Raw genomic sequence first — 22,429 nt, 5'->3', positions numbered from 1 at the left:
GATGAACATTCTGTTCGTTTGCACCGGCAACATCTGCCGCTCGCCGACCGGCGAGGCCGTGCTGCGCCGCATGGCCGAGGCTGCCGGGCTGGGCGACGCGGTGACGGTCGAGTCCTGCGGCACCCATGCCTACCATATCGGTCAGCCGCCGGATGCCCGGGCGCAAGCGGCCGGCGAGCGGCGCGGCTATGATTTCTCCGGCCAGCGCGCCCGGCAGATCGCTAGCGCCGATTTCGACCGGTTCGACCTGATCCTGGCGATGGACGGCGGCCATCTCGACCGGCTGAGGCGGGCGGCGCCGGCAGGGCGCGGCGACCGGATTCGCCGGTTTCTCGATTTCGCCCCGGGCGCCGGGCGGCGGGACGTGCCCGATCCCTACTACGGCGGCGCGGAGGATTACGAACTGGCGCTCGACCTGATCGAAGCCGGTTGCCGCGGCATCGTCGCGATGCTGCCGGAAGAAAGGCCATCGGCATGACCGGCTTCGGCGACCTCTGGAAACTGGATGCCACGGACCAGGCGGCGCTCGTCCGGCGGGGCGAGGCGAGCGCCGCCGAACTCGTCGATGCCGCCATCGCCCGGATCGAACGGCTCAATCCGGCCCTGAACGCCGTCGTCCATCCGATGTTCGAGCGGGCCCGGAAGGCCGCGGCGGCCGATCTGCCCGAGGGGCCGTTCCGCGGCGTTCCGTTTCTCCTCAAGGACCTTGCCGCGGAGTTCGCTGGCGAGCCGATGACCGAAGGATCGCGGTTCCTCGAAGGCTACGTTTCGGACGGGGACAGCGAACTGGTCGCGCGCTACCGCGCCGCCGGTCTGGTGACGCTGGGCAAGACCAACACGTCCGAGTTCGGCCTGCTGCCGACCGCGGAGCCCGAACTGTTCGGCCCGGCGCGCAACCCGTGGGACACCGGCCGCATGACCGGCGGCTCCAGCGGCGGTTCGGCGGCAGCGGTCGCGGCCGGCCTCGTGCCGGTGGCCCACGCCAACGACGGCGGCGGCTCGATCCGCATTCCGGCGTCCTGCTGCGGGCTGTTCGGCCTGAAGGCGACGCGCGGGCGCAATTCGCTGGCGCCGCATTACGGCGATATCGGCGGCGGCATTGTCCACGAACACGTCGTCAGCCGCTCGGTGCGCGACAGCGCGGCGCTGCTCGACGCCACGGCCGGCTCCGTGCCCGGCGATCCCTATGCCCCTGCGCCGCCGGCCCGGCCGTTCGCGCAGGAGGTCGGGGCCGATCCGGGCGCGCTCAGGATTGCTGTGATGACCGGCTCGATGAACGGCTGCGACGTCCATGCAGATTGCGTCGCCGCGGTCGAGGATGCGGCCCGGCTGTGCGAATCCCTCGGCCATCGCGTCGATTATGCCGAACCGGATATCGAGTGGGAGACGATCGCCCGGCTGTTCTCGAACCTGTGGACCGGCACGTTCGGCGGGGCGGTCGCCGACTGGTCGCGCCGCCTGGGCCGGGAGCCGTCGCAGGAATATTTCGAGCCCTGGACCTGGCGCATGTACGAAGTCTCGCAGAAGGTCGGCGCGGCCGACTATCTGCTCGCGGTCCAGGACGCCCAGCGCATCGCCCGCATCGTCGGCCGCTTCTTCGAGGACCGGGACATCCTGCTCACGCCGACGGTCGCTGCGCCGCCCCTGCCGGTCGGCAGCTTCGTCTGGACGGAGGAAACCCGCCGCTCCGCCCGGCAGGCCGTCGCCCGGTTCAGTTCCCACACGCCGCTGTACAACGTGACCGGCCAGCCGGCGATGAATGTCCCCCTGGTCTGGAACGACGCCGGATTGCCCGTCGGGGTGCAATTCGCCGGCCGCTACGGCGACGAGGCGACGCTGTTCCGCCTGGCGGGGCAGCTGGAAAAAGCCCGGCCCTGGAAGGATCGCTGGCCGGCAATCGCCGCCTGACCCCGGCCCTGCACCTGGAGCGCGACGAGTCGCGAAGCGGCCGAGGCGGATGCGGGGCCCGCCCGCGCCGCATGGTATAAGCGATGACCGCCGAAAAAATCCGGGCATCGAGAAGCAGGCACACATGACCGTTACGCATGAACCGCAAAGTTGCGTTCGCTGCGCGATCACCGATCTGGTGAGCCGCTACGCCCACATCATCGATCGTCGCGGGGCCGACGCGGTCGAGGAATTCGCCGCGCTCTTTGTCGAGGACGCGAGCTTCGACGTCCTGCCACGACCCGGGGGTGCGTCCTTCCCGGCGCGCGGGTCGATGGTCATTGCACGGCTCATGTTCGGCCGGCGCGATGCGGGCGATGCGGTCGCGAAACGGCGGCACCTGATGTCCAGCGTTCTCGTCGACGACCTTACGGAGTCCCGCGCGCGGGTGAGCTCGGTGCTGACGCATATGAGGCTCGATCAGCCGGTTCCGACAATCATCAATACCGGCTTCTACGACGACATCGTCGTCCGCGACGGCGACGGGCAATGGCGGTTCGAAAGCCGCTTACTCACCATGGAGTATGGTTTGGCCAAGCGCCCGCGGATCGATTCGCCCACGCCGTAAGCCGGCAGCTGTCAGACAAAGGGGCGCTGCGCTGAACCGGGGTAACAGGATCTATTCAATTTCGAAAAGAGGGGGACACCCGTGAACGATGATGCACCTTCGGCTGCCACGGTCAGCGCGGACGCATTCGTCGCCATCAGCGCCCTCGTAGCCGACTACGGCCTCGCCATAGATGCCGGCGACTTCGAGCGCTTTCGCCGAATCTGGGCCCGGGATGCCCATTTCGATGCGGAGCCCGATCTCGGAGTCGTGGAGGTCCCGCTGGTCGGGTGCGATGCCATTGTCGCGGCGTTCGAAACGATGCGCGCCAGGCCCAGGGATCGCCGCACCCGCCACTACACGATGAACCTGCGTCTCACGCCCGGCGCGCGCGGCACGGTGCACGGCCTGTCGGCGCTGCTCGCCGTTGCGATGCTCAATAGCGACGGGTCGCAGGTGGTGCACCGCACCGGGTGGTACCGGGACGTGTTCGTGCGCGAAGACGGCGCGTGGCGGCTGCAACGCCGGCTCCTGCAATACGACGTGGCCGATCCGGGAGCCCGATCGGCTGCGAGCGAGGTCCGGCCATGAACGCGATCCACTTTCGCCTGCGTAATGAGACGGCGGCCCCGGCGGCACACTGGCTCTTGAAATAACGCCCCTGCGAGGCTGTTTCCCGCACGCGCCCGATCCCCGGCTCTTCGGGCTGAAATCTACCGCCGGCCGAACAGCCGCTCCAGATCGTCCAGCTTCAGTTCGACATAGGTCGGCCGGCCGTGATTGCACTGGCCGCTGTGGGGCGTGGCCTCCATCTGGCGCAACAGGGCGTTCATCTCGTCGCCGTTCATCGGCCGGCCGGCGCGGATCGAGCTGTGGCAGGCGATCGTGCCGCACACCTCGTCAAGCTTTTCCTTCAGCGAAAAATCGCCGCCCAGATCGACGACCTCGTCGGCCAGGTCGCGCACCAGGCCCTGGATGTCGCCGTCGCCGAGCAGCGCCGGATATTCGCGCACGACGATGGCGCCGCCGCCGAATTTCTCGATCGCCAGCCCGAGTTCCGCCAGGTCGCCGCGGCGGGCGATCAGGGCGTTGGCCGCGTCGTCGTCCAGCTCGACGACTTCCGGGATCAACAGGCCCTGGCGCTGGACGCCGCCGTTGGCGAGCGCCTTCTTCATCTCCTCGTAGACCAGCCGTTCGTGCGCCGCGTGCTGGTCCACGATCACGATTCCGTCGGCGGTCTGGGATACGATGTAGGTCCGGTGAACCTGGGCCCGGGCCGCTCCCAGGGGATTGTCGAAACCCGTGTCGTCGACGTCCGGCGCCTCGACCGGCTGCGCCGATGGCGCCGAGACGCCGTCAAACGCGTCCGTTGCGGGCCGTTGCGCGGCGTCGGGGCCCTGCCACTCGGTCGTCGCTTCGGCCATGCCGTCGTAGGCCGGCCGATGGCCGTTGAACGAATGCCCGGAAGCATGGGACGGCGCCGCGCCGCTCGACGGCCGGAACGAGCCGAGCGCGGCGTCCGAAACCGTCGACGACGCACGATGCCCGGCCTCGGCCAGCGCATGGCGCAGGGCGCTGACGATCAGCCCGCGGACCGTTCCGGCATCCCGGAACCGGACTTCGGTCTTGGCCGGATGGACGTTCACGTCCACTTCGGCCGGCGGAATATCGAGAAACAGGGCAACAAGCGGATGGCGGTCGCGGGCCAGGAAATCGCGATAGGCGCCGCGCACGGCCCCGGTCATCAGGCGGTCCTTTACCGGCCGGCCGTTGACGAAGAGATACTGGTGCCGCGCGGTTCCGCGATGCAGCGTCGGCACGCCGATATGGCCGGTCAGCCGCAAACCGTCGCGCATGGCGTCGACGCGCACCGCATTGTCGGCAAAATCCTTGCCCAGGATCGCCGAGAGCCGCGCCAGCCGGACATCGAACATGTCCCCGGTGTTGACCGGTAGCGCAAGCAGGGGGCGTTCGCCGTCGCCGCGCAGGCTGAAACCGATTTCCGGATGGGCCATCGCCAGGCGGTTGATGGTGTCGCAAACCGCCTGCTGCTCGCTGCGCTCGCTCTTGAGGAACTTGAGCCGAGCCGGCGTGGCGTAGAACAGGTCGAACACCTCGACCTTGGTGCCGCCCGGCATCGGCGCCGGTCCGGGAATGCCGCGCAGGCCGCCGTGAACGTGGATCGACCAGCCCGAATCGGTGTCCGCCTCCCGGGTCGCGATCTTGAGCCGGCTGACCGCGCCGATCGAAGGCAGCGCCTCGCCGCGGAAGCCGAGGGTCGAAATGTTGACGAGGTCGTCGCCCGGCAGCTTGCTGGTGGCGTGCCGCTCCACGGCAAGCGACAGGGCCTTGCGCCCCATGCCGCAGCCGTCGTCGGTCACGGCGATATAGCTCCGGCCGCCGTTGCGCACGACCGCATCGATCCTGCGCGCACCGGCGTCGATCGCGTTCTCGACCAGTTCCTTGACGACGGCCGCAGGGCGCTCGATCACCTCGCCCGCAGCGATCCGGTTAACAACATCTGGTGGAAGGAGACGAATCATTCACCAAATAATGTAGATCAATTCTCTCCGGAATTCGAGAGAAAATCGCGCACCATCGCCTTTGCCGCGTCCACGGCAGGTTGGGTATAGGGGTCCACCCCCAGCATGTATCCGGCGAGCGCCGTCTCCAGCATGAAATGCATCGCCAGGGCGCCGACGCTCTGCGCATCGACGCGTGTCCTCGCCAGCCGGATCCGCCGCACCGGGCGGCCGTTCTTGGCCAGAGTCCGGGATGTTGCGCGCGCTGCGGCCTGCATGAGTTCGCCGAGGGTCCGGCCGTCCATCCAGTCGAGGCCGGGGTCGTTGGGGCGCAGCGGCGGCGTATCGGCGGGCGGCAGGTCGATGAGCGTGTAGACGCCGGTCGGCGGGCCGTCGAGCCAGAACTGGAGCTGGCTGTGCTGGTCGACCATGCCGAGCGCCGGATAGGGCATGCTGCCGCAGCCCTGCTTGCCCAGGCTCTCCGCCCAGAGCTGTGCGTACCAGAGGGAAAAGTCCGCCAGCCGGTCGGCGTAGGGCATCAGGATGCTGGCGGTCGCGCCCCGCCCGCGCATCAGCGCAACCTGCATCGCCGCGCCCAGGGCCGGCGGGCAGGCCGCCGCCGCGTCCGCCGTCAACGCCTGTTCCGCAACCGCGCGCGCACCGGCACGGACCGCCCGGCCGTCGACGCCGTTGATGGCGGCCGGCAGCAGCCCGACATTGGCGAGAATGGACATGCGGCCGACCACGTCCGCTTCGTGGTCCACAATCCCGATGCCGTGCCGCAGGGCGAGCCGGCGCAGCGGCGACTCATCCGGTCCGGTAACGACAAGAAACCGCTTCGCGGCCTCGGCCGGGCCCAGCGCCTCCGCTGCCTCGGCCCAGAACAACGCGAAGACCGCCAGGGTCTCGGCGGTGGCGCCCGATTTCGAGACGGCGAGGAAGGCGCTGTCGGCAATTTCGGCTCTGCCTACCCGGCCCACGGTGTCCGGATCGGCATTTTCGATGAACGTCGACCGGCCGGCCCATGCGGTCGCGCACAAGGTCCTTGCGCCGAGCGACGATCCGCCCGCGCCGATCATGAAAATCCGGGATGTCCCGCCAGCCAGCGTCTGCGCCGCCGTTTCGATCCCGGGCAGGTCGTCGTCGCGAAATGCGTGGCGCATCAGCGGCGCGCCGGCCGCGTGCTCGTCGCGCAGCCGTAGCAAGGCGCGCCAGGCCTCGTTGCACGCGGCGTCGAAGGCGGCTTGCGACAGGCCGCCGGCGCCGGACGGCGCCGCAAGGATTCCGGAAATATCCTGCGAATAGAGGGGCGTCATCGGGATCGGCCGGCCCAGGTCGGCGCCGGCGGAAAACGGCCGGCCCCGCAGCGTTCAATGGTCGATTGTCACCTGCCAATGCTTACAGGCCGGCGGGCTTGCCGACAATGAAGAAGGTCAGCCGGTCGGGTTTCAGCAGGCTTTTCGCCACCCGCCGGACATCCGCCAAGGTGACCTTTTCGATATAGCCGTTCCGCCTGGCGAAATAATCCCGCTCCAGGCCCTCGAACTGCAGACCGACCAGCATGTCCGCGATCCGCGAAGAACTCGAAAAACGCAGCGGATAGCTGCCGGTGAGGTATTTCCTGGCGGCAGCCAGTTCTTCGGCGGTCGGCCCGGTTTCAGCGATTCGGGCCCATTGCTCCCGGATGATCGCGACCGATTCGGCCACCCGCGCATTCTCGGTCGCCACCGCGCCGAGCAGCAGGGACGTGCGCCGCATCGGCCAGAGATAGGAATAGACGGAATAGGCCAGGCCGCGTTTTTCGCGGATCTGCAGATACAGGCGCGAAGTGAAGCCGCCGCCGCCGAGGATATGGTTCAGGACATACGCCGCATAGTAATCGGGATGCCGGCGCGGCAGGCCCGGCTGGCCGAACATCGCCACGCTTTGCGGCGTATCGAACCGCTTGACGACAAGTCCGCCTTCGAGCTTCGGCGCGGCGGCCGGCACCGGGCGCGATTTCCGTTTTGCCGGCAGGCCGCCGAACGCCTTGTCGAGCAACACCGCGAGTTGGGCGGGGGTCACGTCGCCGACGACGCCGACAAACAGGTTGTCCCGGGTGAAATTATCGGCGACGAAGCGCTCCAGGTCGGCCCGGGCGATCGCGCCCAGGCTCTTTGTCGTGCCGGAAACCGGGCGTCCGTAGGGATGGTCCGGAAAGGCCGACGACCAGAAGGCGCGCCGCGCCAGGTAACGGGGCCGGCGGCTGTCGCGCAGATAGCCCGACAGCAGGCCGGCCCGCATCCGCTCGACCGCGTCGGCGTCGAAGCGCGGCCGGGTGAGCGCCAGCCCGATCATTTCGAACGCCGCGTCGTTGTTGCGGCTGAGCGTCCTGAGCGCGCCGTGGAACTGGTCGCGGCCGACCTCGAAGTCGAGCCGGATCGAGAGGTTTTCGAGCTTTTTCTGGAAGGCCAGGGCATCCATCGGCCCGGCGCCTTCGTCCAGCAGGATCGACGTCAGTTCCGCCAGTCCCTCCTTGCCGGCCGGATCGAACGAACCGCCAGCGCGAAACCCGAAGCTCATCGACAGGATCGGGTTGCTGTGATCCTCGACCAGCCAGGCGACGATGCCCGACCGGCTGACGACCTTGCGCACCTCGACGGCGGCCGATGCGGCGGAAACCGCGAACAGGGCGAGCGCGCCGAGAACAAGTGCGCCGAGAACGAACCCGGGGGCCGGTCCGGCGCTGCGCCGACGGGCGCTCATTGCCTCTGCTCCCCGGCCTTGTCCGCTTCGGCGGGCTCGTCCGGCAGCAACAGGGCGGTGACCGACTTGCGCCGTTGCAGGACGTGGCGCGCCGCGGCGTTGACCTGGTCGACCGTTACCGCGCCGATCCGCGCCGGCCATTCCTCGACGTCCCGCACCGTCCGGCCGATCGTCAGCGACGTTGCGATGGCGTTGGCGCCGGTCCGAAGGCTGTCGCGGGCAAAGATCGCCATGTCCTGCAATTGCCGCTTCGCCGCCTCGACCTCCTCTTTCGGCACGCCCTTTTTCAGGATCGTCGCCAATTCGTCGTCGACCGCCTCTTCCAGCCGGCCGATGCCGACACCCGGCCGCGGCGACGCAAACAGGTAGAAGCTGGACGGTCCGCGCCGGCTCGCGCCATAGCCGCTGCCGGCGGCGGTGGCCAGCTTCCGGCGCACCACCAGGCTCTGGTAAAGCAGGCTGGTAGAGGACGAGCCGAGCAGCCGCGCCAGCACCTGAAGGGCGTAGGCGTGCTCCGCGCCGCTGCTGTTGTAACCGGGCGCATGGTACATCCGGCTGAACGAAGGCCGGCGCACGCGGCGGTCGCGATAGATCACCCGGCGTTCGGCGCGCTGCGGCGGCTCCAGCAGGCGCCGGTGCGGCGGCGCCTTCAGCCGCGGCACGGGACCGTAGTATTTCTTCGCCAGGCGGCGCACCTCAGCGGGGTCGACATCGCCGGCGACGACAAGGACCGCGTTATCGGGGCCGTAAAACCGCCGGTAAAAGTCCAGCGCATCCTGCCGCGACAGCTGCGCCATCTCGTGCATCCAGCCGATGATCGGGCGGCCGTAGCCATGGTTGAGGAAAAGGGCGCGGCGCGCCTGCTCCCACAGGATCGTGGAGGGGCTCGCCTCGATACGCGAGCGCCGTTCCTCCAGGATGACGCGCCGTTCCTGGACGATGTTGTCTTCCGTGAGCACGAGGTTCGCCATGCGGTCCGCCTCGATCTCCATCATCCGGGGCAGGCGGTCCCTGGCGACGAACTGGTAGTAGCCGGTGTAGTCCCAGCTGGTGAAGGCGTTTTCCCGGCCGCCATTGGCGGCGACGATCCTGGAAAATTCCCCGGATTTCAGCGTTTTTGTGCCCTTGAACAGCAGGTGTTCGACAAAATGCGCGATGCCTGACTTGCCGGCCGGTTCGTCGATGGCGCCGGCCCGGTACCAGACCATATGGAGGGCGACCGGCGCCCGCCGGTTGACGATGACGACCCCGCGAAGCCCGTTCTTCAGGGTGAAGGTCTGCGCGTTGAACAAGCCCTGGCGTTGGGGCTCGGCCGCAACGGCCGGAACGCCGGCTGCCATCGACCCGCCCATCAGCATCAGGGCGGCAAGGGCCGGCCCCGCAAGCGCCGCGCGGCGCACAATTCGTCGACCGATCAAGGACTTCTCCTGCCTTGGCTGACGGGCCCGGCGGCAGGGAAAACCGCCCGCCCAACGCTTTGGGGGCGTTTCATGGCCGCAACTTGTGGCCGGGATGTGGCAATATGATCGACCGGGGCGCGGTCCGCCGCCCCGGGCGCCGCGCAGACCGCAACTGCGGCAGGAAATCCGGGCTAGCTTTTCTTCTTCGAAGGTTTGAGGAGTTCCTTTTCGCCTTTGCTCGGGTCGCCTTCTTTGACGATCTCCTTGCCGCGGGTCTCGACCCGGTCCTCGCGGACGATCCTGCGGTTCGTGTTCAGCGTCCGGCCCTCGGTCGTTTCGCCGGTTGTACCGGTCTTGAGGTCGATCTTCTTCGGATCGCCGACCTTTTCCGGAGCCTTGCCGGCGCCGGCTTTCGGCGCGTCTCCGGGTTTGCGGGTATCGCCGCCCGCGGCCTTGCCGGCTGTCGGCCGTTGCCCGTAACCCGGCGGGATCGCGAGCTTGTCCGTCTTGCCGCCGCCCTTGGTCGCCGACTGGTCGAGTTCCTTCGCGATCGGATTGACGCCGCTGAAGGCCTCGCCAAGGGTTTCGCAGCCGCCCAGCGCCAGCATCGCACCCAGGGCGACCGCGATCCCGAAAGGCCGCCGGACAGGGCGCTCGTGTCTCGTCATCGCCTTCGCCTCTCCATCGTTCCGCGAAAATTCCGGAGGACCGATTCGTCACGCTATGTAGCGTCATTCCGGCTGCCGAACAAGGAACCGACCAGTAATACCGCCACGCCGCAGGTGATCGCCGCGTCGGCCACGTTGAACGCCGCGAAATGCCAGCCGCGGACATGGAAATCGAGGAAATCCACCACGGCGCCGAGGCGCACCCGGTCCACCGCATTGCCGATCGCGCCGCCGGCGAGCAGGGCGATCGCCAGCGTCATCCACCGGCCGCGCTCCGTGCGCAGCCAGAGCAGAAGACCGGCCACGATGACGAGGCTCAGACCGACGAGCAGCCAGGGCTGCCAATCGGATTCGCGGTTGAACAGCCCGAAGCTGATGCCCCGGTTCCAGACCAGGACGATGTTGAGGAACGAGGTGACCTCGATCGCCGGCCGGGCGGCGCTGAGGGCGCCGAGAACCCAGACCTTGGTGATCTGGTCGAGCGCCAGGATCAGGGCGCCGAGGCCGGCGACGAAGCCGTATCGCCGGACGGCCATATCCGCCCTTCAGCGCAGGGCCCGGACCCGATGGGCCCGGACCGCATCGGCACAGCGGCCGCAGGTATCCGGCACGTCCGGATCGGCGCCGACATCCGGCAGTTTCTTCCAGCACCGGGCGCATTTCGGATGTTCGGCCGGTGCCGGCGTCACGGCGACGCCGGCGATTTCCGGCATGGCGAACGCGCCCTGCGGATCGGCGCTCGGCGTGAGCGTGGCGGCAGACGTGATCGCGATCTCGGCAAGGTCGACGCCGTTCATCGCCTCGACAAAATCGGGCGTCGCTTCGACCGCCGGGGCGGCGTCCAGACTCGAGCCGATCCGCTTGGCCGCCCGCTCTTCCTCCAGCGCGCCGGTCACGACACGCCTCAAGGCGCGGATCTTCGACCATTTCGCCGCCAGGGCGTCGTCGCGCCAGTCTGCCGGAATGTCCGGGAAGGTGCGCAGATGAACGCTGCCGGCATTGTCGCCGTGCCGGGCCGCCCAGGCCTCTTCCGCGGTGAAGCAGATCACCGGCGCAAGCCAGGCGGTCAGGCAGTCGAACAGAATGTCCAGCACCGTCCGCGCCGCCCGCCGCCGCTGCGAATCCGGCCGGTCGCAATAGAGCGCATCCTTGCGGATATCGAGATAGAAGGCCGACAATTCGGTGGCGCAGAAATGGTGCAGGGCGGCGTAGAAGCCGTGGAACTCGAAGTCGTCGCACGCCTTGCGCAATTCGCCGTCCAGCGCGTGCAGCCGGTGCAGCACCCAGCGCTCAAGCTCCGGCAAGTCCGCCGGCGCGACTTTCTCCTCCTCCGAGAAGCCGGCGACGTTGCCGAGGATAAAGCGCAGCGTGTTGCGCAGGCGGCGGTAGGTGTCGGCCTGCTGTTTGACGATCTCCGGCCCGATGCGCAGGTCTTCGGAATAGTCCGAGGCGACGACCCACAGGCGCAGGATATCGGCGCCGTACCGGTCGCAAATCTCCTGGGGCGCCGTCACGTTGCCCAGGGACTTGGACATCTTGCGGCCGTCCTCGTCCGTCACGAAACCGTGGGTCAGCACGGCCTCGTAAGGGGCCCGGCCGCGGGTGCCGCAGGATTCCAGAAGCGAGGAATGGAACCAGCCGCGATGCTGGTCCGAGCCTTCCAGATAGAGCGAGGCCGGCCAGACCAGTTCGTCCGGCTCCTGCTCCAGGCAGAAGGCGTGGGTGCAGCCGCTCTCGAACCACACGTCGAGAATGTCGTCAACCTTCTGCCACGGACCGTCCCGGTACGCGCCGCCCAGGAAGCGCTCGCGCGCGCCGTCCCGGAACCAGGCGTCGGAACTCTCTTCGCGGAAGGCTTCGATAATGCGCGCGTTAACCGCCGGGTCGTTCAGCACCTCGCCGGTCGCCGGGTCGGCGAACACGGCGATCGGCACGCCCCAGGCCCGCTGTCGCGAGATCACCCAGTCCGGCCGCTGCTCGATCATGGCGTACAGGCGGTTGCGCCCCGCCGCCGGCACGAAGCGGGTCGCGTCGATGGCGCCGAGCGCCACCTTGCGCAGGCCTTCCGCCTCACCGTCGCCCATGCCGATGAACCATTGCGGCGTGTTGCGGAAGATGACCGGCTTCTTCGAGCGCCAGGAATGGGGATACTGGTGCGTCAGGCGGCCCCGGGCGATCAGGGCATCGGCCGCGGCGAGGGCGGCGATCACCGCCTTGTTGGCGCCGCCTTTCTTCCCCTTGTCGGTAATGACGAATTCGCCGGTGAAGCCGGGCGCATCTTCGGTGAACGCCCCGTCCGCGCCGACGGTGAAGGGGATGGCGGTGTCGATGCCCCGGGCCCCGATCCCGGCTTCCTCGGCCGTCCAGATATCGAAGTCCTCGCGGCCGTGTCCGGGTGCGGTGTGGACGAAGCCGGTGCCGGCGTCGTCGGTAACGTGCTCGCCGGCAAGCAGCGGCACGTCGAACCCGTAGCCGCCGAGGCCGGCCGCGCGCAGCGGATGGGCGCAGGTCGCCGCCGCCAGATCCTCCGCGCCGACCGCCCGCCGCTTCTCGAAACTTTCGACCCGCGCCGCGCCCATGACGTCGGCGGCGAGGGCGTCGGCCAGAATCAGCCGGTCGCCGGCCTTCGCCCAGTTGCCGTCCGGCGCCGCGGTGACTTCGTAAACGCCGTAGGGCAGGCGGCCGGAATAGCAGACCGCCCGGTTGCCGGGGATCGTCCACGGCGTCGTCGTCCAGATGGCAACCGAGGCGCCGACGAGATCGCCGGGCCCGCCGACGACCGGAAATTTCGCCCAGATCGTGTCGGACTCGTGGTCGAGATATTCGACCTCCGCCTCGGCGAGCGCCGTGCCCTCGACGACCGACCACATGACGGGTTTCGAGCCGCGATAGAGCTTGCCGCCGGCGGCGAACTTCATCAGCTCGGCCGCGATCAGCGCCTCGGAGTCGAACGTCATCGTCAGGTAGGGATCGTCCCAGCGGCCGATCACGCCGAGGCGCTTGAACTCCTGGCGCTGGACCTCGATCCAGTGTTCGGCGAACTCGCGGCATTCGCGCCGGAAATCGTTGATCGGGACGGCGCCGCGGTCCCGGCCCTTGGCGCGGTACTGCTCCTCGATCTTCCATTCGATCGGCAGGCCGTGGCAGTCCCAGCCCGGAACGTAGTTGGCGTCCTTGCCCAGCATCTGCTGGGTCCGGTTGATCAGGTCCTTGAGGATCTTGTTGAGCCCGGTGCCGATATGGATGTTGCCGTTGGCGTAGGGCGGCCCGTCGTGCAGGATGAATTTCTCGCGGCCCGTGCTGATCCGGCGCAACTGGCCGTAGAGATCCTCCTCTTCCCAGCGCTTCTGGATTTCCGGCTCCTTCTTCGGCAGGCCGGCGCGCATGGGAAAGTCGGTTTGCGGCAGGAAAATCGTGTCTCGGTAGTCGACGGTCATCGAAAGGGTCCGGGAAAGGGCCGGGCCTGTTGCGCCCGGTGTGAAACTGGAACGGCGAAAGTGCCCGGCGTGTTAGCGCCCCGCCGGGAGGGCGGCGATAATTCGGCGCGCCGCCGCCGCATCCTTCGCGATCTGCGCTTTCAAGGCGTCCAGTCCATCGAATTTCCGTTCGGGCCTGACATAATCCACGAAACGCACCCTGGCGAGCCGGCCGTAGATATCCCGGTCGAAGTCGAAGATGTTGACTTCGAGCAGGAGCTTGTCGTCGCCGATCGTGGGTCGTTTGCCCAGATTGGCGACGGCGGGCAGCCAGACCGGCGCACCGCCGCCCGGTTCGTCGAGCGCGATCAGAACCGCGTAGACCCCGTACCGGGGGCGCAGGTAATCGCTGATATCCAGGTTCGCGGTCGGGAAGCCGATGGTCCGGCCGCGCCGGTCGCCGGGCAGGACATGGCCCTCGATCTCCCAGGACCGGCCGAGCAGGGCGGCTGCAGTCGCCGGGTCGCCGTCGCGCAGCGCCTGCCTGATCCGGGTCGAGGAATAGCTGCCGCCGGTTTCGTCGTCGACGGCGGGGACGACGGTGAGGCCGAAACGGCCGGCATCGCTGTAGCCTTGCAGGGTCGCGACCGAACCGCCCCGGCCCTTGCCGAAGACGAAATCGTAGCCGACGACGAGGCGGCGGATTTGCAGGCCCGCAATCAGGATTTCCTCAACGAAGGCTTCGGCGGTTCGGCCGGCCATCGCTTCGTCGAACGGCAGCACGTAAAGCAGGTCGATCCCGAGCGCTTCGAGCTGGCGCACCTTGGAGCGCAGCGGCGTCAGCCGGAACGGCGGCTGCTCCGGCCGGAACCAGGAGCGCGGATGGGGCTCGAAGGTCAGCACGCCGGCCGGCGCGCCCGCGCTCCGGGCGGCCTCGACCGCGGCGCCGATTACCGCGCGGTGGCCCTCATGCACCCCGTCGAAATTGCCGACCGCGACGACCGCGCCGGCCGCCTCGTCCTGGATTTCCCGCCATGTCCGGATCAGCCGCATTGCGCGGCGGGTCAGCCGTCGCGCGACGGCACCTTGACCATCGCTTCCCCTTCGATCACCGGCTCGCCGTTCACCATGCAGATCGTATCGAGAATGGCCCGGCACTTCTCGTCGTTGAGCTCGCGGACGGTGAGCCGCGTGTTCACGGTATCGCCGGCGCGCACCGGCGCCATGAAGCGGAGCGACTGGCCCAGATAGATGGCGCCGGGCCCCGGCAGCTTGTTGGCGATGACCGCCGAGATGAAACCGGCGGACAGCATGCCGTGGGCGATACGCCCTTCGAACATCCCCTCGCCGCCGAACTGCTCCGACAGATGCAGCGGGTTGATGTCGCCCGAAACCGCGGAAAAATTGGCGATATCCGCTTCGGTGACCGTGCGCGAATAGACCGCGGTCATGCCGATCTCGAGATCCTCGAAATAATATCCGTGGAGTTCGGCGCTGGTTACGGGCGCATAGGCCGGGCCGCGATCTTCGGATCGCTGGTCGAGGGGCATCGGTTGTCCTCCGAAAGACGGTGAAACGGGGCGCGCGCGAAGCTATGGGCGGGCCGGAACCCCAACAATGCGACCGAAGGTATCCGGCCCCCGCGACGCCGCCGGGACGCCGGCGGGACGCCGGCGACAGACACCCCTGAAATCTCCGAAGCGCCCCGAACCGGCGCGCGTCTACTCCGCGGCTTCCCGGATCGCGGCCCTGCGCCGTTCGGCCGGATCGCGGAACAGGCGCATCAGTTCGGCCTCGCGCTCCGCGGCGCAGGCCATGCCGGCTTCCTTGATGTGGCCGTAGCCGCGGATGTCCTCCGGGATATTGGCGATCTGCACCGCCAGATCGTGGGTTTCGGCGTCAAGCCCGTCGATCAGTTCGCGGACGGTCGTTTCGTAATCGGCGATCAGCCTGCGCTCCGCCTTGCGCTCCGCCGTCCGGCCGAACGGGTCGAACGGCCCGCCGCGCAGGCCCTTGAATTTCGCCAGCACGGCGAAGGCGGTGAAGATCCACGGGCCGTATTCGCGTTTTTCGAGATGGCCGGTCTCGGGATCGCGCCGGGCCAGCAGCGGCGGCGCGAGATGGACCGTCATGCGGTGGTTGCCGTCCTCGAAGGCCTGGGCGGCCCGGCGGCGGAAATCGCCGTCCGAATAGAGCCGGGCGACCTCATACTCGTCCTTGTAGGCCATCAGCTTGTGGAAGTTCCGCGCCACGGCGAGCGCCAGGCCCGACCGGCCCTTTGCCTTGTCCCGCTCCGCCGCTTCGGCCGCCCGCACCAGGCTTTCGTACCGGTCGGCCCAGGCGGCGTTCTGGTAGGCCGTCAGGTCCTTGCACCGGAGCGCGACGATCTCGTCCACCGTCTCGGCCCGTTTCGGTTTGAATTCGAGCGGCGCGGCCGGAAACGCGATCCTGCGCACGGCTTCGAGGTCGACCGCAGCGCGCCGGCCCCAGTCGAGCGCCCGCTTGTTGGCCGTCACGGCGACGCCGTTCAGTTCGATCGCTTCGAGGATCGAGGCTTCCTGCAATGGCACCATGCCCTTCTGCAGGGCATAGCCAAGCATGAACATGTTGGTCGCGATCGAATCGCCCATCAGGCGGGTGGCGATGGCGGTCGCTTCGAGCGCCTCGAACCTTCCTTCGCCCACCGTCTGCCCGACGATATCCAGCAGGGCCTGGCTCGGGAATTGCAGGTCCTTGTCGCGGATGAAGCCGGCGGTCATCGTCTCCTGGGTGTTGACGATGGCGCGGGTCTTGTCCCCGCCCATCTTGGCGAGCGCAGCATTGCTCGACGTCACCACGAGGTCGCAGCCGATCACCGCATCCGCCTCGCCGGCCGCGATCCGGACCGCGTGAATGTCCTCCGGCCGCTCGGCGATGCGGATATGGCTCATCACCGCGCCGTTCTTCTGCGCGACGCCGGTATGGTCGAGGGTCGTGACGCCCTTGCCCTCGATATGGGCGGCCATGGAGATCAGGGCGCCGACGGTGATGACGCCGGTGCCGCCGATACCGGTCACCAGGATGCCGTAGGGCTCGCTACAGTCCGGAACGGCCGGCTCGGGGATCGCCTCGTCCGGCAGGTCGGCCGGGCGCACGGTTGCCGCGGCCCGCCGCGGCGCCGCGCCATGCACGGTCACGAAGCTCGGGCAGAAGCCCTTGATGCAGGAGAAATCCTTGTTGCAGTTCGACTGGTCGATCTTGCGCTTGCGGCCGAATTCGGTCTCGACCGGCGTGACCGACATGCAGTTCGACTGGACCGAGCAGTCGCCGCAGCCTTCGCACACCCGCTCGTTGATGAAGACCCGCTTCGGCGGATCGTAGAATTCGCCGCGCTTGCGGCGGCGGCGTTTCTCGGCGGCGCAGGTCTGGTCGTAGATCAGCACCGATACGCCCTTCCATTCGCGCAGGTCGCGCTGCACCCGGTCGAGATCGTCGCGGTGGTGGAAGGTGACGCCCGGCGCGAAATGCATCGACGTCGGGTACTTGTCCGGCTCGTCGGAGACGATAACGACCTTCTTCGCGCCCTCGGCATAGACCTGGAGCGAGATGTCGGCCACCGTCGGCTGGCCTTCCACGGGCTGTCCGCCGGTCATCGCCACGGCGTCGTTGTAGAGAATCTTGTAGGTGATGTTGACGCCGGCCGCGACGCAGGCCCGGATCGCGAGCAGGCCGCTGTGATAGTAGGTGCCGTCGCCAAGGTTGGCGAAGATGTGCCCGGCGTTGGAGAAGGCGGCCTGGCCGATCCACGGCGTGCCTTCGCCGCCCATCTGGGTGAAGGTCGCGGTGTTGCGGTCCATCCATTGCGACATGAAATGGCAGCCGATGCCGGACACCGCCCGGCTGCCTTCCGGCACCCGGGTCGAGCTGTTGTGCGGGCAGCCGGAGCAGAAATAGGGCGTCCGGTCGAAGCTCACCGGTTTGGCGGCCAGCGCCTTTTCCTTGCGGTCGAGGAATTCGAGGCGGCTCCGGATGCTCTCGTCGTCGTGGAACTTGAGAATCCGCTCGCCGATCGCCCTTGAAATCGTGGCGGGGGACAGGTCGCTCGACGCCGGGAGCAGCCAGTCGCCCTTCTCGTCGAACTTGCCGATGACGCGCGGCCGGGTCGCCGCGTCCCAGTTGTACAGCTGCTCCTTCAGCTGGTTCTCGACCAGCGCGCGCTTCTCCTCGACGACGACGATCTCTTCGAGTCCCCGGGCGAATTCCCGTACGCCGTCCTTCTCCAGCGGCCAGATCATGCCGACCTTGTAGAGCCGGATGCCGATCGCGGCGGCCTTCGCCTCGTCGACGCCCAGATCCTGCAACGCCTGGCGCACGTCGAGATAGGACTTGCCGCACGTCGCGATGCCGAGGCGCGGCCGCGGGCTGTCGATCGTCACCCGGTCGATCCGGTTGGTCCGGGCGAAGGCGAGCGCGGCATAGGCCTTGTGCCGGAGCAGCCGGTCTTCCTGTTCGTGGATGCCGTCGGGCCAGCGGATGTTCAGGCCGCCGGGCGGCGGGGTGTAGGCGTTCGGCGTGTCGATCCGGACGCGGTCCGGCGAGACGGAGACGGATGCGGCGCTCTCGACCACTTCGGCGACCGTCTTGAAACCGACCCAGGCGCCGGTATAGCGCGACATCGCCCAGCCGATCAGGCCGTAGTCCAGCATCTCCTGGACGTTGGCCGGATACAGGACCGGCACCATGGCGGCGATGAACATATGGTCCGACTGGTGGGGCAGGGTGGAGGAGCTGGCGCCGTGGTCGTCGCCGGCGCAGATCAGGACGCCGCCATGTTCCGACGAGCCCGCCGCGTTGCCGTGCTTCAGCACATCGCCGCAGCGGTCGACGCCGGGGCCCTTGCCGTACCACATGGCGAAGACGCCATCCTTGGCGGCGTCGGGGAACAGCGGCAATTGCTGGCTGCCCCAGACCGCCGTCATCGCCAGGTCTTCGTTGACGCCCGGCTCGAACTTGATGTGGTGGCGTTCGAGATATTTCTGCGCGCGCCACAGGTTCATGTCCAGGACGCCCAGCGGCGAGCCGCGATAGCCGCTGATGAAGCCGCCGGTGTCCAGGCCCGCCGCGAGGTCGCGCTGGCGCTGCATCATGGGCAGCCGGACCAGCGCCTGGATGCCGGTCAGGAAAACCCGGCCTTCCTCCAGCTCGTACTTGTCTTCGAGAGTAACTTTTCGCTGCGGCGTGGCGGCCATGGGTTCGAGAATTCCGTTTCGGGCAAATCCGGTGTGCGCCCGTAACCTAAGTGTATCGGCGCGGGACGCCAAGCGCGGCTTTGGCATGGGCCGCATTCGGCGCAGCCCGCCGCCGGCCGGTGCCGGTCCGCGGCGGCGCCGGCCACGTTTACAGCTTTATGACGGCTTGTTAGAACCGCCCCATCGCGTGCGGGTTGCCCGAAGGCTGTCTTCCCGGCCGGCTCGAACGAAGGGCGGGTTCGACCCGGAATGTACAACCCGGAAAGAACGATTCTCTCCGGGGCGTGGCGGGGAATTTCATGAAACTGATCGCCGGCAACAGCAACCGGCCGCTCGCCGAAGCGGTCTCCGCCTATCTCAACGTGCCGCTGACGCAGGCCAATGTGCGCCGGTTCTCCGACATGGAGGTGTTCGTCGAGATCGAGGAAAACATCCGCGGCGAGGATGTCTTCGTCATCCAGTCGACGTCGTTCCCGGCCAACGACAACCTGATGGAACTGCTGGTGATGCTGGACGCGCTGCGCCGCGCGTCGGCGCGCCGGGTCACGGCCGCGGTGCCTTACTACGGCTACGCCCGGCAGGACCGCAAGACCGGCCCGCGAACGCCGATATCGGCAAAGCTGGTCTCAAACCTGATCACCACGGCCGGCGCCAACCGGCTGCTCACCATCGATCTCCACGCCGGGCAGATCCAGGGCTTCTTCGACATTCCGGTCGATAACCTGTTCGCCGCGCCGGTCTTCACCGCCGATATCGACCGGGAATACGGCAAGGACAACGGGGCCAGCGAGGCGGTGATCGTGTCGCCGGATGTCGGCGGCGTGCTGCGCGCCCGGGGCATCGCGCGCCGGATCGGCGCCGACCTCGCCATCATCGACAAGCGGCGCGAGCGGGCCGGCGTCTCGGCGGTGATGAACATCATCGGCGACGTCAAGGGCCGGGTCTGCATCCTGGTCGACGACATCGTCGATTCCGCCGGGACCCTGTGCAACGCGTCCGACGCCCTGATGAATGCCGGCGCCGAATCGGTGGCGGCCTACGTCACCCACGGCGTCCTTTCGGGCGGCGCGGTCGGCCGGATCGCCGGATCGCCGATCGGCGAGATGGTGATCACCGACTCGATCCAGGCAACCGAGGCCGTCCGCGTCTCCGACAAGCTCCGGCCGCTCAGCATTGCGCCGCTGATCGGCGAGGCCATCCGGCGGATCAGCGAGGAGACCAGCGTCAGCAGCCTGTTCAACTGAGGCGGCCTTGTCCGCGACGGGCATCGCCGGCAATCCGCCGCGGCCACCTGTCGCTTGATTGCGGCATCCGCCCGGACCCATATCGCGGCGTCCGCGCGCGGCACCCCAAAAAGGCCCGAGGGGAGGTCGGACGGGCGGGTTCCATCGAATATCGGGACGAATTCTGGAGACGATCGATGAGCGACTACGCTGTGCTCGAAGCCGCGGCGCGCGACCGGGCCGGCAAGGGGGCCGCCCGGGCGATCCGCCGCGAAGGCCGCTTGCCGGGCGTCATCTACGGCGGCGGCCGGGATATCGTGCTGCTGACGATGGACCCCCGGGTCCTGCACGCCCGGATGCGCAAGACGGGATTCTTCGCAACCCAGTTCCATGTCGATGTGGCCGGGGAAAAGCACCGGGTCCTGCCGAAAGAGGTGCAGTTCCACCCGGTCACGGACGATCCGATCCATGTCGATTTCCTGCGCGTGACCGACCGGACGCGGGTGACGGTCGAGATACCGGTCCGCTTCGTCAACGAAGAGGCCGCGCCGGGCCTGGAGGTCGGCGGCGTGTTGAGCGTCGTGCGTCACACCGTCGAAGTGGCGACCGCCGCCGGCAACATTCCGGAGGAGATCGTCGTCGATCTCAGCGGAATGGAAATCGGCGATTCGGTCAGGATCGGAAACATCACCCTGCCGGAAGGCGTGCGGCCGACGATCGCCGACCGCGATTTCATGATCGCCTCCATCGCCGCGCCGATGCAGATCGTCGAGGACGAAGAAGAAGACGAGGAAGACGACGAAATGGACGTCCCGACCGTCGCCGAGGACGAGGCGTCGCAGCAGGACGACGAGGACGGCCCGGCCGAATCCTGATCCTGCACCGCTGCGAAGTTCCGGCGCGGCGGGCCACACCGTAGGGCGCAGCCATGTTGCTCCTGGTCGGACTGGGCAATCCCGGGCCGAAATTCGCCGGCCACCGCCATAATTTCGGCTTCATGGCGCTGGACGAAATCGTGCGGTGCTACGGCTTCGGTCCCTGGCGCGGCCGCTTCGCCGGCGCCGCCGCGGACGGCGAGGTCGCCGGCACACGCATTCTGGCGCTCAAGCCGATGACGCGGATGAACCTGTCGGGCCGCTCGGTCGGCGCGGCGGTGCGTTTTCACAAGCTCGATCCGGCCGATGTCGCCGTTCTCTACGACGAACTCGATCTCGTGCCCGGCAAGATACGGGTCAAGACCGGCGGCGGCCACGGCGGCCACAACGGCATTCGCGATATCGCGGCGCGCATCGGTCCCGACTTTCGCCGGGTCCGGCTCGGCATCGGCCATCCGGGCGACAGCGACCGGGTCACGGGCTATGTCCTGCACGATTTCACCAAGGCGGAGCGCAGGACCGCCGGCGCGCTGATCGATGCGGTTGCCGAAGCCCTGCCCCTGCTGGTCGGTGGCGACGACAACCGCTTCATGACGAAGGTCAGCCAGACCATGAACCCGCCGCCCCCGAAACCGGACCCGAAGCCGCCGCCGAAACCGCCTCCGAAAACGAACGACCCGCCAGTGTCCGAAGGCTCCGCAGCGCCGCCTGCCGCCGAGGGGGATGCCGGATAGATGGGGTTCCGCTGCGGCATCGTCGGGCTGCCGAATGTCGGCAAGTCCACCCTGTTCAACGCCCTGACGGCGACGGCGGCCGCCGAGGCGTCCAACTATCCGTTCTGCACCATCGAGCCGAATATCGGCCGCGTCGCAGTGCCCGACGACCGGCCGGCGGCGATCGCGGCGCTGACCGGCTCCGCCGCCGCCGTCCCGGCGCAGCTGGAATTCGTCGATATCGCCGGGCTGGTGCGCGGGGCGAGCAGGGGCGAAGGACTGGGCAACCGGTTTCTCGCCAACATCCGCGAGGTCGACGCCATCGCCCATGTCGTGCGCTGCTTCGATAGCGGCGCCGTGCACCATGTCGAAGGGGCGGTCGATCCGGTGCGCGATATCGAGACCGTCGAAACCGAACTGATGCTGGCCGATCTGGAAAGCCTGGAAGGCCGTGCGGAGAACGCCCGGCGGCGCGTCACCGGCGGCGACAAGGACGCCCGGGAACGGCTGAAGGCGATGGAGCCGGCGCTGGCCGCGCTCGAGGCCGGGCGTCCGGCGCGACAGGCGGATGTCCCGGCCGGCTCGGAAAAGGCGTTTCGCGACCTGCAGCTGCTCACCGCCAAGCCGGTCCTCTACATCGCCAATGTCGACGAGGAATCGGCGGCGACCGGCAACGGCCATTCCCGGCAGGTCGAGGACTTTGCCGCCGCCAGCGGGGCGGCCTCGGTGGTCATCGCCGCGGATATCGAGGCGGAACTGGCGCAACTGGAGGACGCAGCCGAGCGCCAGGCGTTTCTCGAATCGCTGGGACTAGGCGAGCCCGGTCTCGACCGGGTGATTCGCGCCGGATACGATCTGCTCGGACTGATCACCTTCTTCTCGACCGGGCCGAAGGAAACCCGCGCCTGGACGGTGCCGCGCGGCGCCACGGCGTACGAGGCGGCCGGCGAGATCCACTCGGATTTCCAGCGCGGTTTCATCCGGGCGGAAACGGTCTCTTCGGAGGTTTTCCTCGAATCCGGCGGCGAACAGGCGGCCCGGGAGGCCGGAAAAATGCGCAGCGAAGGCCGGGACTATCCGGTCAGGGACGGCGATATCATGCTTTTTCGCTTCAACGTGTAGTGGGATTGCAATTTCACTTGACG

General features: G+C 68.2%; 18 protein-coding genes. 8 read left to right on the top strand and 10 right to left on the bottom strand.

Going from position 1 to position 22,429, the window contains the following annotated elements; translation table 11 throughout:
- Position 1 precedes the first annotated feature (1 nt).
- The 4 genes from OXM58_08005 (at position 2) to OXM58_07990 (ending at position 3,085) form a co-directional block, all read left to right on the top strand.
- Positions 2–478 (top strand): low molecular weight phosphotyrosine protein phosphatase, encoded by a 477-nt coding sequence (locus OXM58_08005; protein ID MDE0148301.1) that lies wholly within the window; start codon positions 2–4, stop codon positions 476–478.
- Positions 475–1,908 carry an amidase gene (locus tag OXM58_08000; protein MDE0148300.1) on the top strand — a complete coding sequence of 478 codons (1,434 nt, stop codon included), beginning with the start codon at positions 475–477 and terminating at the stop codon, positions 1,906–1,908. The genes OXM58_08005 and OXM58_08000 overlap by 4 nt, the downstream gene beginning before the upstream one ends.
- 124 nt (positions 1,909–2,032) lie before the next feature.
- Positions 2,033–2,515 (top strand): nuclear transport factor 2 family protein, encoded by a 483-nt coding sequence (locus tag OXM58_07995; protein ID MDE0148299.1) that lies wholly within the window; start codon positions 2,033–2,035, stop codon positions 2,513–2,515.
- Positions 2,516–2,596: 81 nt separating this feature from the next.
- On the top strand, positions 2,597–3,085 hold the full coding sequence (locus OXM58_07990) for a nuclear transport factor 2 family protein (protein ID MDE0148298.1): 489 nt from the start codon (positions 2,597–2,599) through the stop codon (positions 3,083–3,085).
- 122 nt (positions 3,086–3,207) lie between these two features.
- Here the strand turns inward: OXM58_07990 and mutL are convergent, their stop codons facing one another.
- From mutL to OXM58_07940, 10 genes are all read right to left on the bottom strand, one after another.
- Positions 3,208–5,037, bottom strand: a complete 1,830-nt coding sequence (gene mutL / locus OXM58_07985; protein MDE0148297.1) for a DNA mismatch repair endonuclease MutL — start codon at positions 5,035–5,037, stop codon at positions 3,208–3,210.
- 17 nt (positions 5,038–5,054) lie between these two features.
- The gene (locus OXM58_07980; protein ID MDE0148296.1) at positions 5,055–6,332 is read right to left on the bottom strand and encodes a glucose-6-phosphate isomerase; all 1,278 of its coding nucleotides are present in this window, start codon (positions 6,330–6,332) and stop codon (positions 5,055–5,057) included.
- Between the two features lie 82 nt (positions 6,333–6,414).
- Positions 6,415–7,761: a pitrilysin family protein gene (locus tag OXM58_07975; GenBank protein MDE0148295.1), complete on the bottom strand. Its 1,347-nt coding sequence runs from the start codon at positions 7,759–7,761 to the stop codon at positions 6,415–6,417.
- Entirely contained in the window at positions 7,758–9,179 is a 1,422-nt protein-coding gene (locus OXM58_07970; GenBank protein MDE0148294.1) for a pitrilysin family protein, read from the bottom strand. The genes OXM58_07975 and OXM58_07970 overlap by 4 nt, the downstream gene beginning before the upstream one ends.
- A 173-nt stretch (positions 9,180–9,352) precedes the next feature.
- Complete coding sequence (locus OXM58_07965) at positions 9,353–9,829, bottom strand: hypothetical protein (GenBank protein ID MDE0148293.1); 477 nt, start codon at positions 9,827–9,829, stop codon at positions 9,353–9,355.
- Positions 9,830–9,882: 53 nt separating this feature from the next.
- The gene (lspA, locus tag OXM58_07960; GenBank protein MDE0148292.1) at positions 9,883–10,365 is read right to left on the bottom strand and encodes a signal peptidase II; all 483 of its coding nucleotides are present in this window, start codon (positions 10,363–10,365) and stop codon (positions 9,883–9,885) included.
- Positions 10,366–10,374: 9 nt separating this feature from the next.
- Positions 10,375–13,266, bottom strand: a complete 2,892-nt coding sequence (gene ileS / locus OXM58_07955; protein MDE0148291.1) for an isoleucine--tRNA ligase — start codon at positions 13,264–13,266, stop codon at positions 10,375–10,377.
- A 72-nt stretch (positions 13,267–13,338) separates the two neighbouring features.
- The gene (locus OXM58_07950; GenBank protein ID MDE0148290.1) at positions 13,339–14,298 is read right to left on the bottom strand and encodes a bifunctional riboflavin kinase/FAD synthetase; all 960 of its coding nucleotides are present in this window, start codon (positions 14,296–14,298) and stop codon (positions 13,339–13,341) included.
- An 11-nt stretch (positions 14,299–14,309) separates the two neighbouring features.
- Positions 14,310–14,795 (bottom strand): MaoC family dehydratase, encoded by a 486-nt coding sequence (locus OXM58_07945; GenBank protein MDE0148289.1) that lies wholly within the window; start codon positions 14,793–14,795, stop codon positions 14,310–14,312.
- A gap of 171 nt (positions 14,796–14,966) precedes the next feature.
- Positions 14,967–18,473, bottom strand: a complete 3,507-nt coding sequence (locus OXM58_07940) for an indolepyruvate ferredoxin oxidoreductase family protein (protein MDE0148288.1) — start codon at positions 18,471–18,473, stop codon at positions 14,967–14,969.
- A gap of 299 nt (positions 18,474–18,772) precedes the next feature.
- Between OXM58_07940 and OXM58_07935 the strand changes: the two genes are divergently transcribed.
- The 4 genes from OXM58_07935 to ychF all read left to right on the top strand — a co-directional run bounded on the left by OXM58_07935 (position 18,773) and on the right by ychF (position 22,406).
- Positions 18,773–19,717, top strand: coding sequence for a ribose-phosphate pyrophosphokinase (locus tag OXM58_07935; GenBank protein MDE0148287.1), 945 nt, complete (start codon positions 18,773–18,775; stop codon positions 19,715–19,717).
- Positions 19,718–19,893: 176 nt separating this feature from the next.
- On the top strand, positions 19,894–20,571 hold the full coding sequence (locus OXM58_07930; GenBank protein MDE0148286.1) for a 50S ribosomal protein L25/general stress protein Ctc: 678 nt from the start codon (positions 19,894–19,896) through the stop codon (positions 20,569–20,571).
- A 53-nt stretch (positions 20,572–20,624) separates the two neighbouring features.
- Entirely contained in the window at positions 20,625–21,305 is a 681-nt protein-coding gene (pth, locus tag OXM58_07925) for an aminoacyl-tRNA hydrolase (protein ID MDE0148285.1), read from the top strand.
- Complete coding sequence (ychF, locus tag OXM58_07920) at positions 21,306–22,406, top strand: redox-regulated ATPase YchF (GenBank protein MDE0148284.1); 1,101 nt, start codon at positions 21,306–21,308, stop codon at positions 22,404–22,406.
- The last annotated feature ends 23 nt before the right edge of the window (positions 22,407–22,429 follow it).

The sequence above is a fragment of the Rhodospirillaceae bacterium genome, assembly GCA_028819475.1.
In the GTDB taxonomy this organism is placed as follows: Bacteria; Pseudomonadota; Alphaproteobacteria; order Bin65; family Bin65; genus Bin65.
Note: the sequence above shows the minus strand (reverse complement) of the source record. Positions and strands in the feature narration are given on the sequence as shown.

Excerpts from the sequence above, each read along its gene's own strand:
- OXM58_08005 (MDE0148301.1), top strand. The coding sequence starts at position 2 with ATGAACATTCTGTTCGTTTGCACCGGCAACATCTGCCGCTCGCCGACC.
- OXM58_08000 (MDE0148300.1), top strand. The coding sequence starts at position 475 with ATGACCGGCTTCGGCGACCTCTGGAAACTGGATGCCACGGACCAGGCG.
- OXM58_07995 (MDE0148299.1), top strand. The coding sequence starts at position 2,033 with ATGACCGTTACGCATGAACCGCAAAGTTGCGTTCGCTGCGCGATCACC.
- mutL (MDE0148297.1), bottom strand. The coding sequence starts at position 5,037 with ATGATTCGTCTCCTTCCACCAGATGTTGTTAACCGGATCGCTGCGGGC.
- OXM58_07980 (MDE0148296.1), bottom strand. The coding sequence starts at position 6,332 with ATGACGCCCCTCTATTCGCAGGATATTTCCGGAATCCTTGCGGCGCCG.
- OXM58_07975 (MDE0148295.1), bottom strand. The coding sequence starts at position 7,761 with ATGAGCGCCCGTCGGCGCAGCGCCGGACCGGCCCCCGGGTTCGTTCTC.
- OXM58_07965 (MDE0148293.1), bottom strand. The coding sequence starts at position 9,829 with ATGACGAGACACGAGCGCCCTGTCCGGCGGCCTTTCGGGATCGCGGTC.
- lspA (MDE0148292.1), bottom strand. The coding sequence starts at position 10,365 with ATGGCCGTCCGGCGATACGGCTTCGTCGCCGGCCTCGGCGCCCTGATC.
- ileS (MDE0148291.1), bottom strand. The coding sequence starts at position 13,266 with ATGACCGTCGACTACCGAGACACGATTTTCCTGCCGCAAACCGACTTT.
- OXM58_07950 (MDE0148290.1), bottom strand. The coding sequence starts at position 14,298 with ATGCGGCTGATCCGGACATGGCGGGAAATCCAGGACGAGGCGGCCGGC.
- OXM58_07945 (MDE0148289.1), bottom strand. The coding sequence starts at position 14,795 with ATGCCCCTCGACCAGCGATCCGAAGATCGCGGCCCGGCCTATGCGCCC.
- OXM58_07940 (MDE0148288.1), bottom strand. The coding sequence starts at position 18,473 with ATGGCCGCCACGCCGCAGCGAAAAGTTACTCTCGAAGACAAGTACGAG.
- OXM58_07935 (MDE0148287.1), top strand. The coding sequence starts at position 18,773 with ATGAAACTGATCGCCGGCAACAGCAACCGGCCGCTCGCCGAAGCGGTC.
- OXM58_07930 (MDE0148286.1), top strand. The coding sequence starts at position 19,894 with ATGAGCGACTACGCTGTGCTCGAAGCCGCGGCGCGCGACCGGGCCGGC.
- pth (MDE0148285.1), top strand. The coding sequence starts at position 20,625 with ATGTTGCTCCTGGTCGGACTGGGCAATCCCGGGCCGAAATTCGCCGGC.
- ychF (MDE0148284.1), top strand. The coding sequence starts at position 21,306 with ATGGGGTTCCGCTGCGGCATCGTCGGGCTGCCGAATGTCGGCAAGTCC.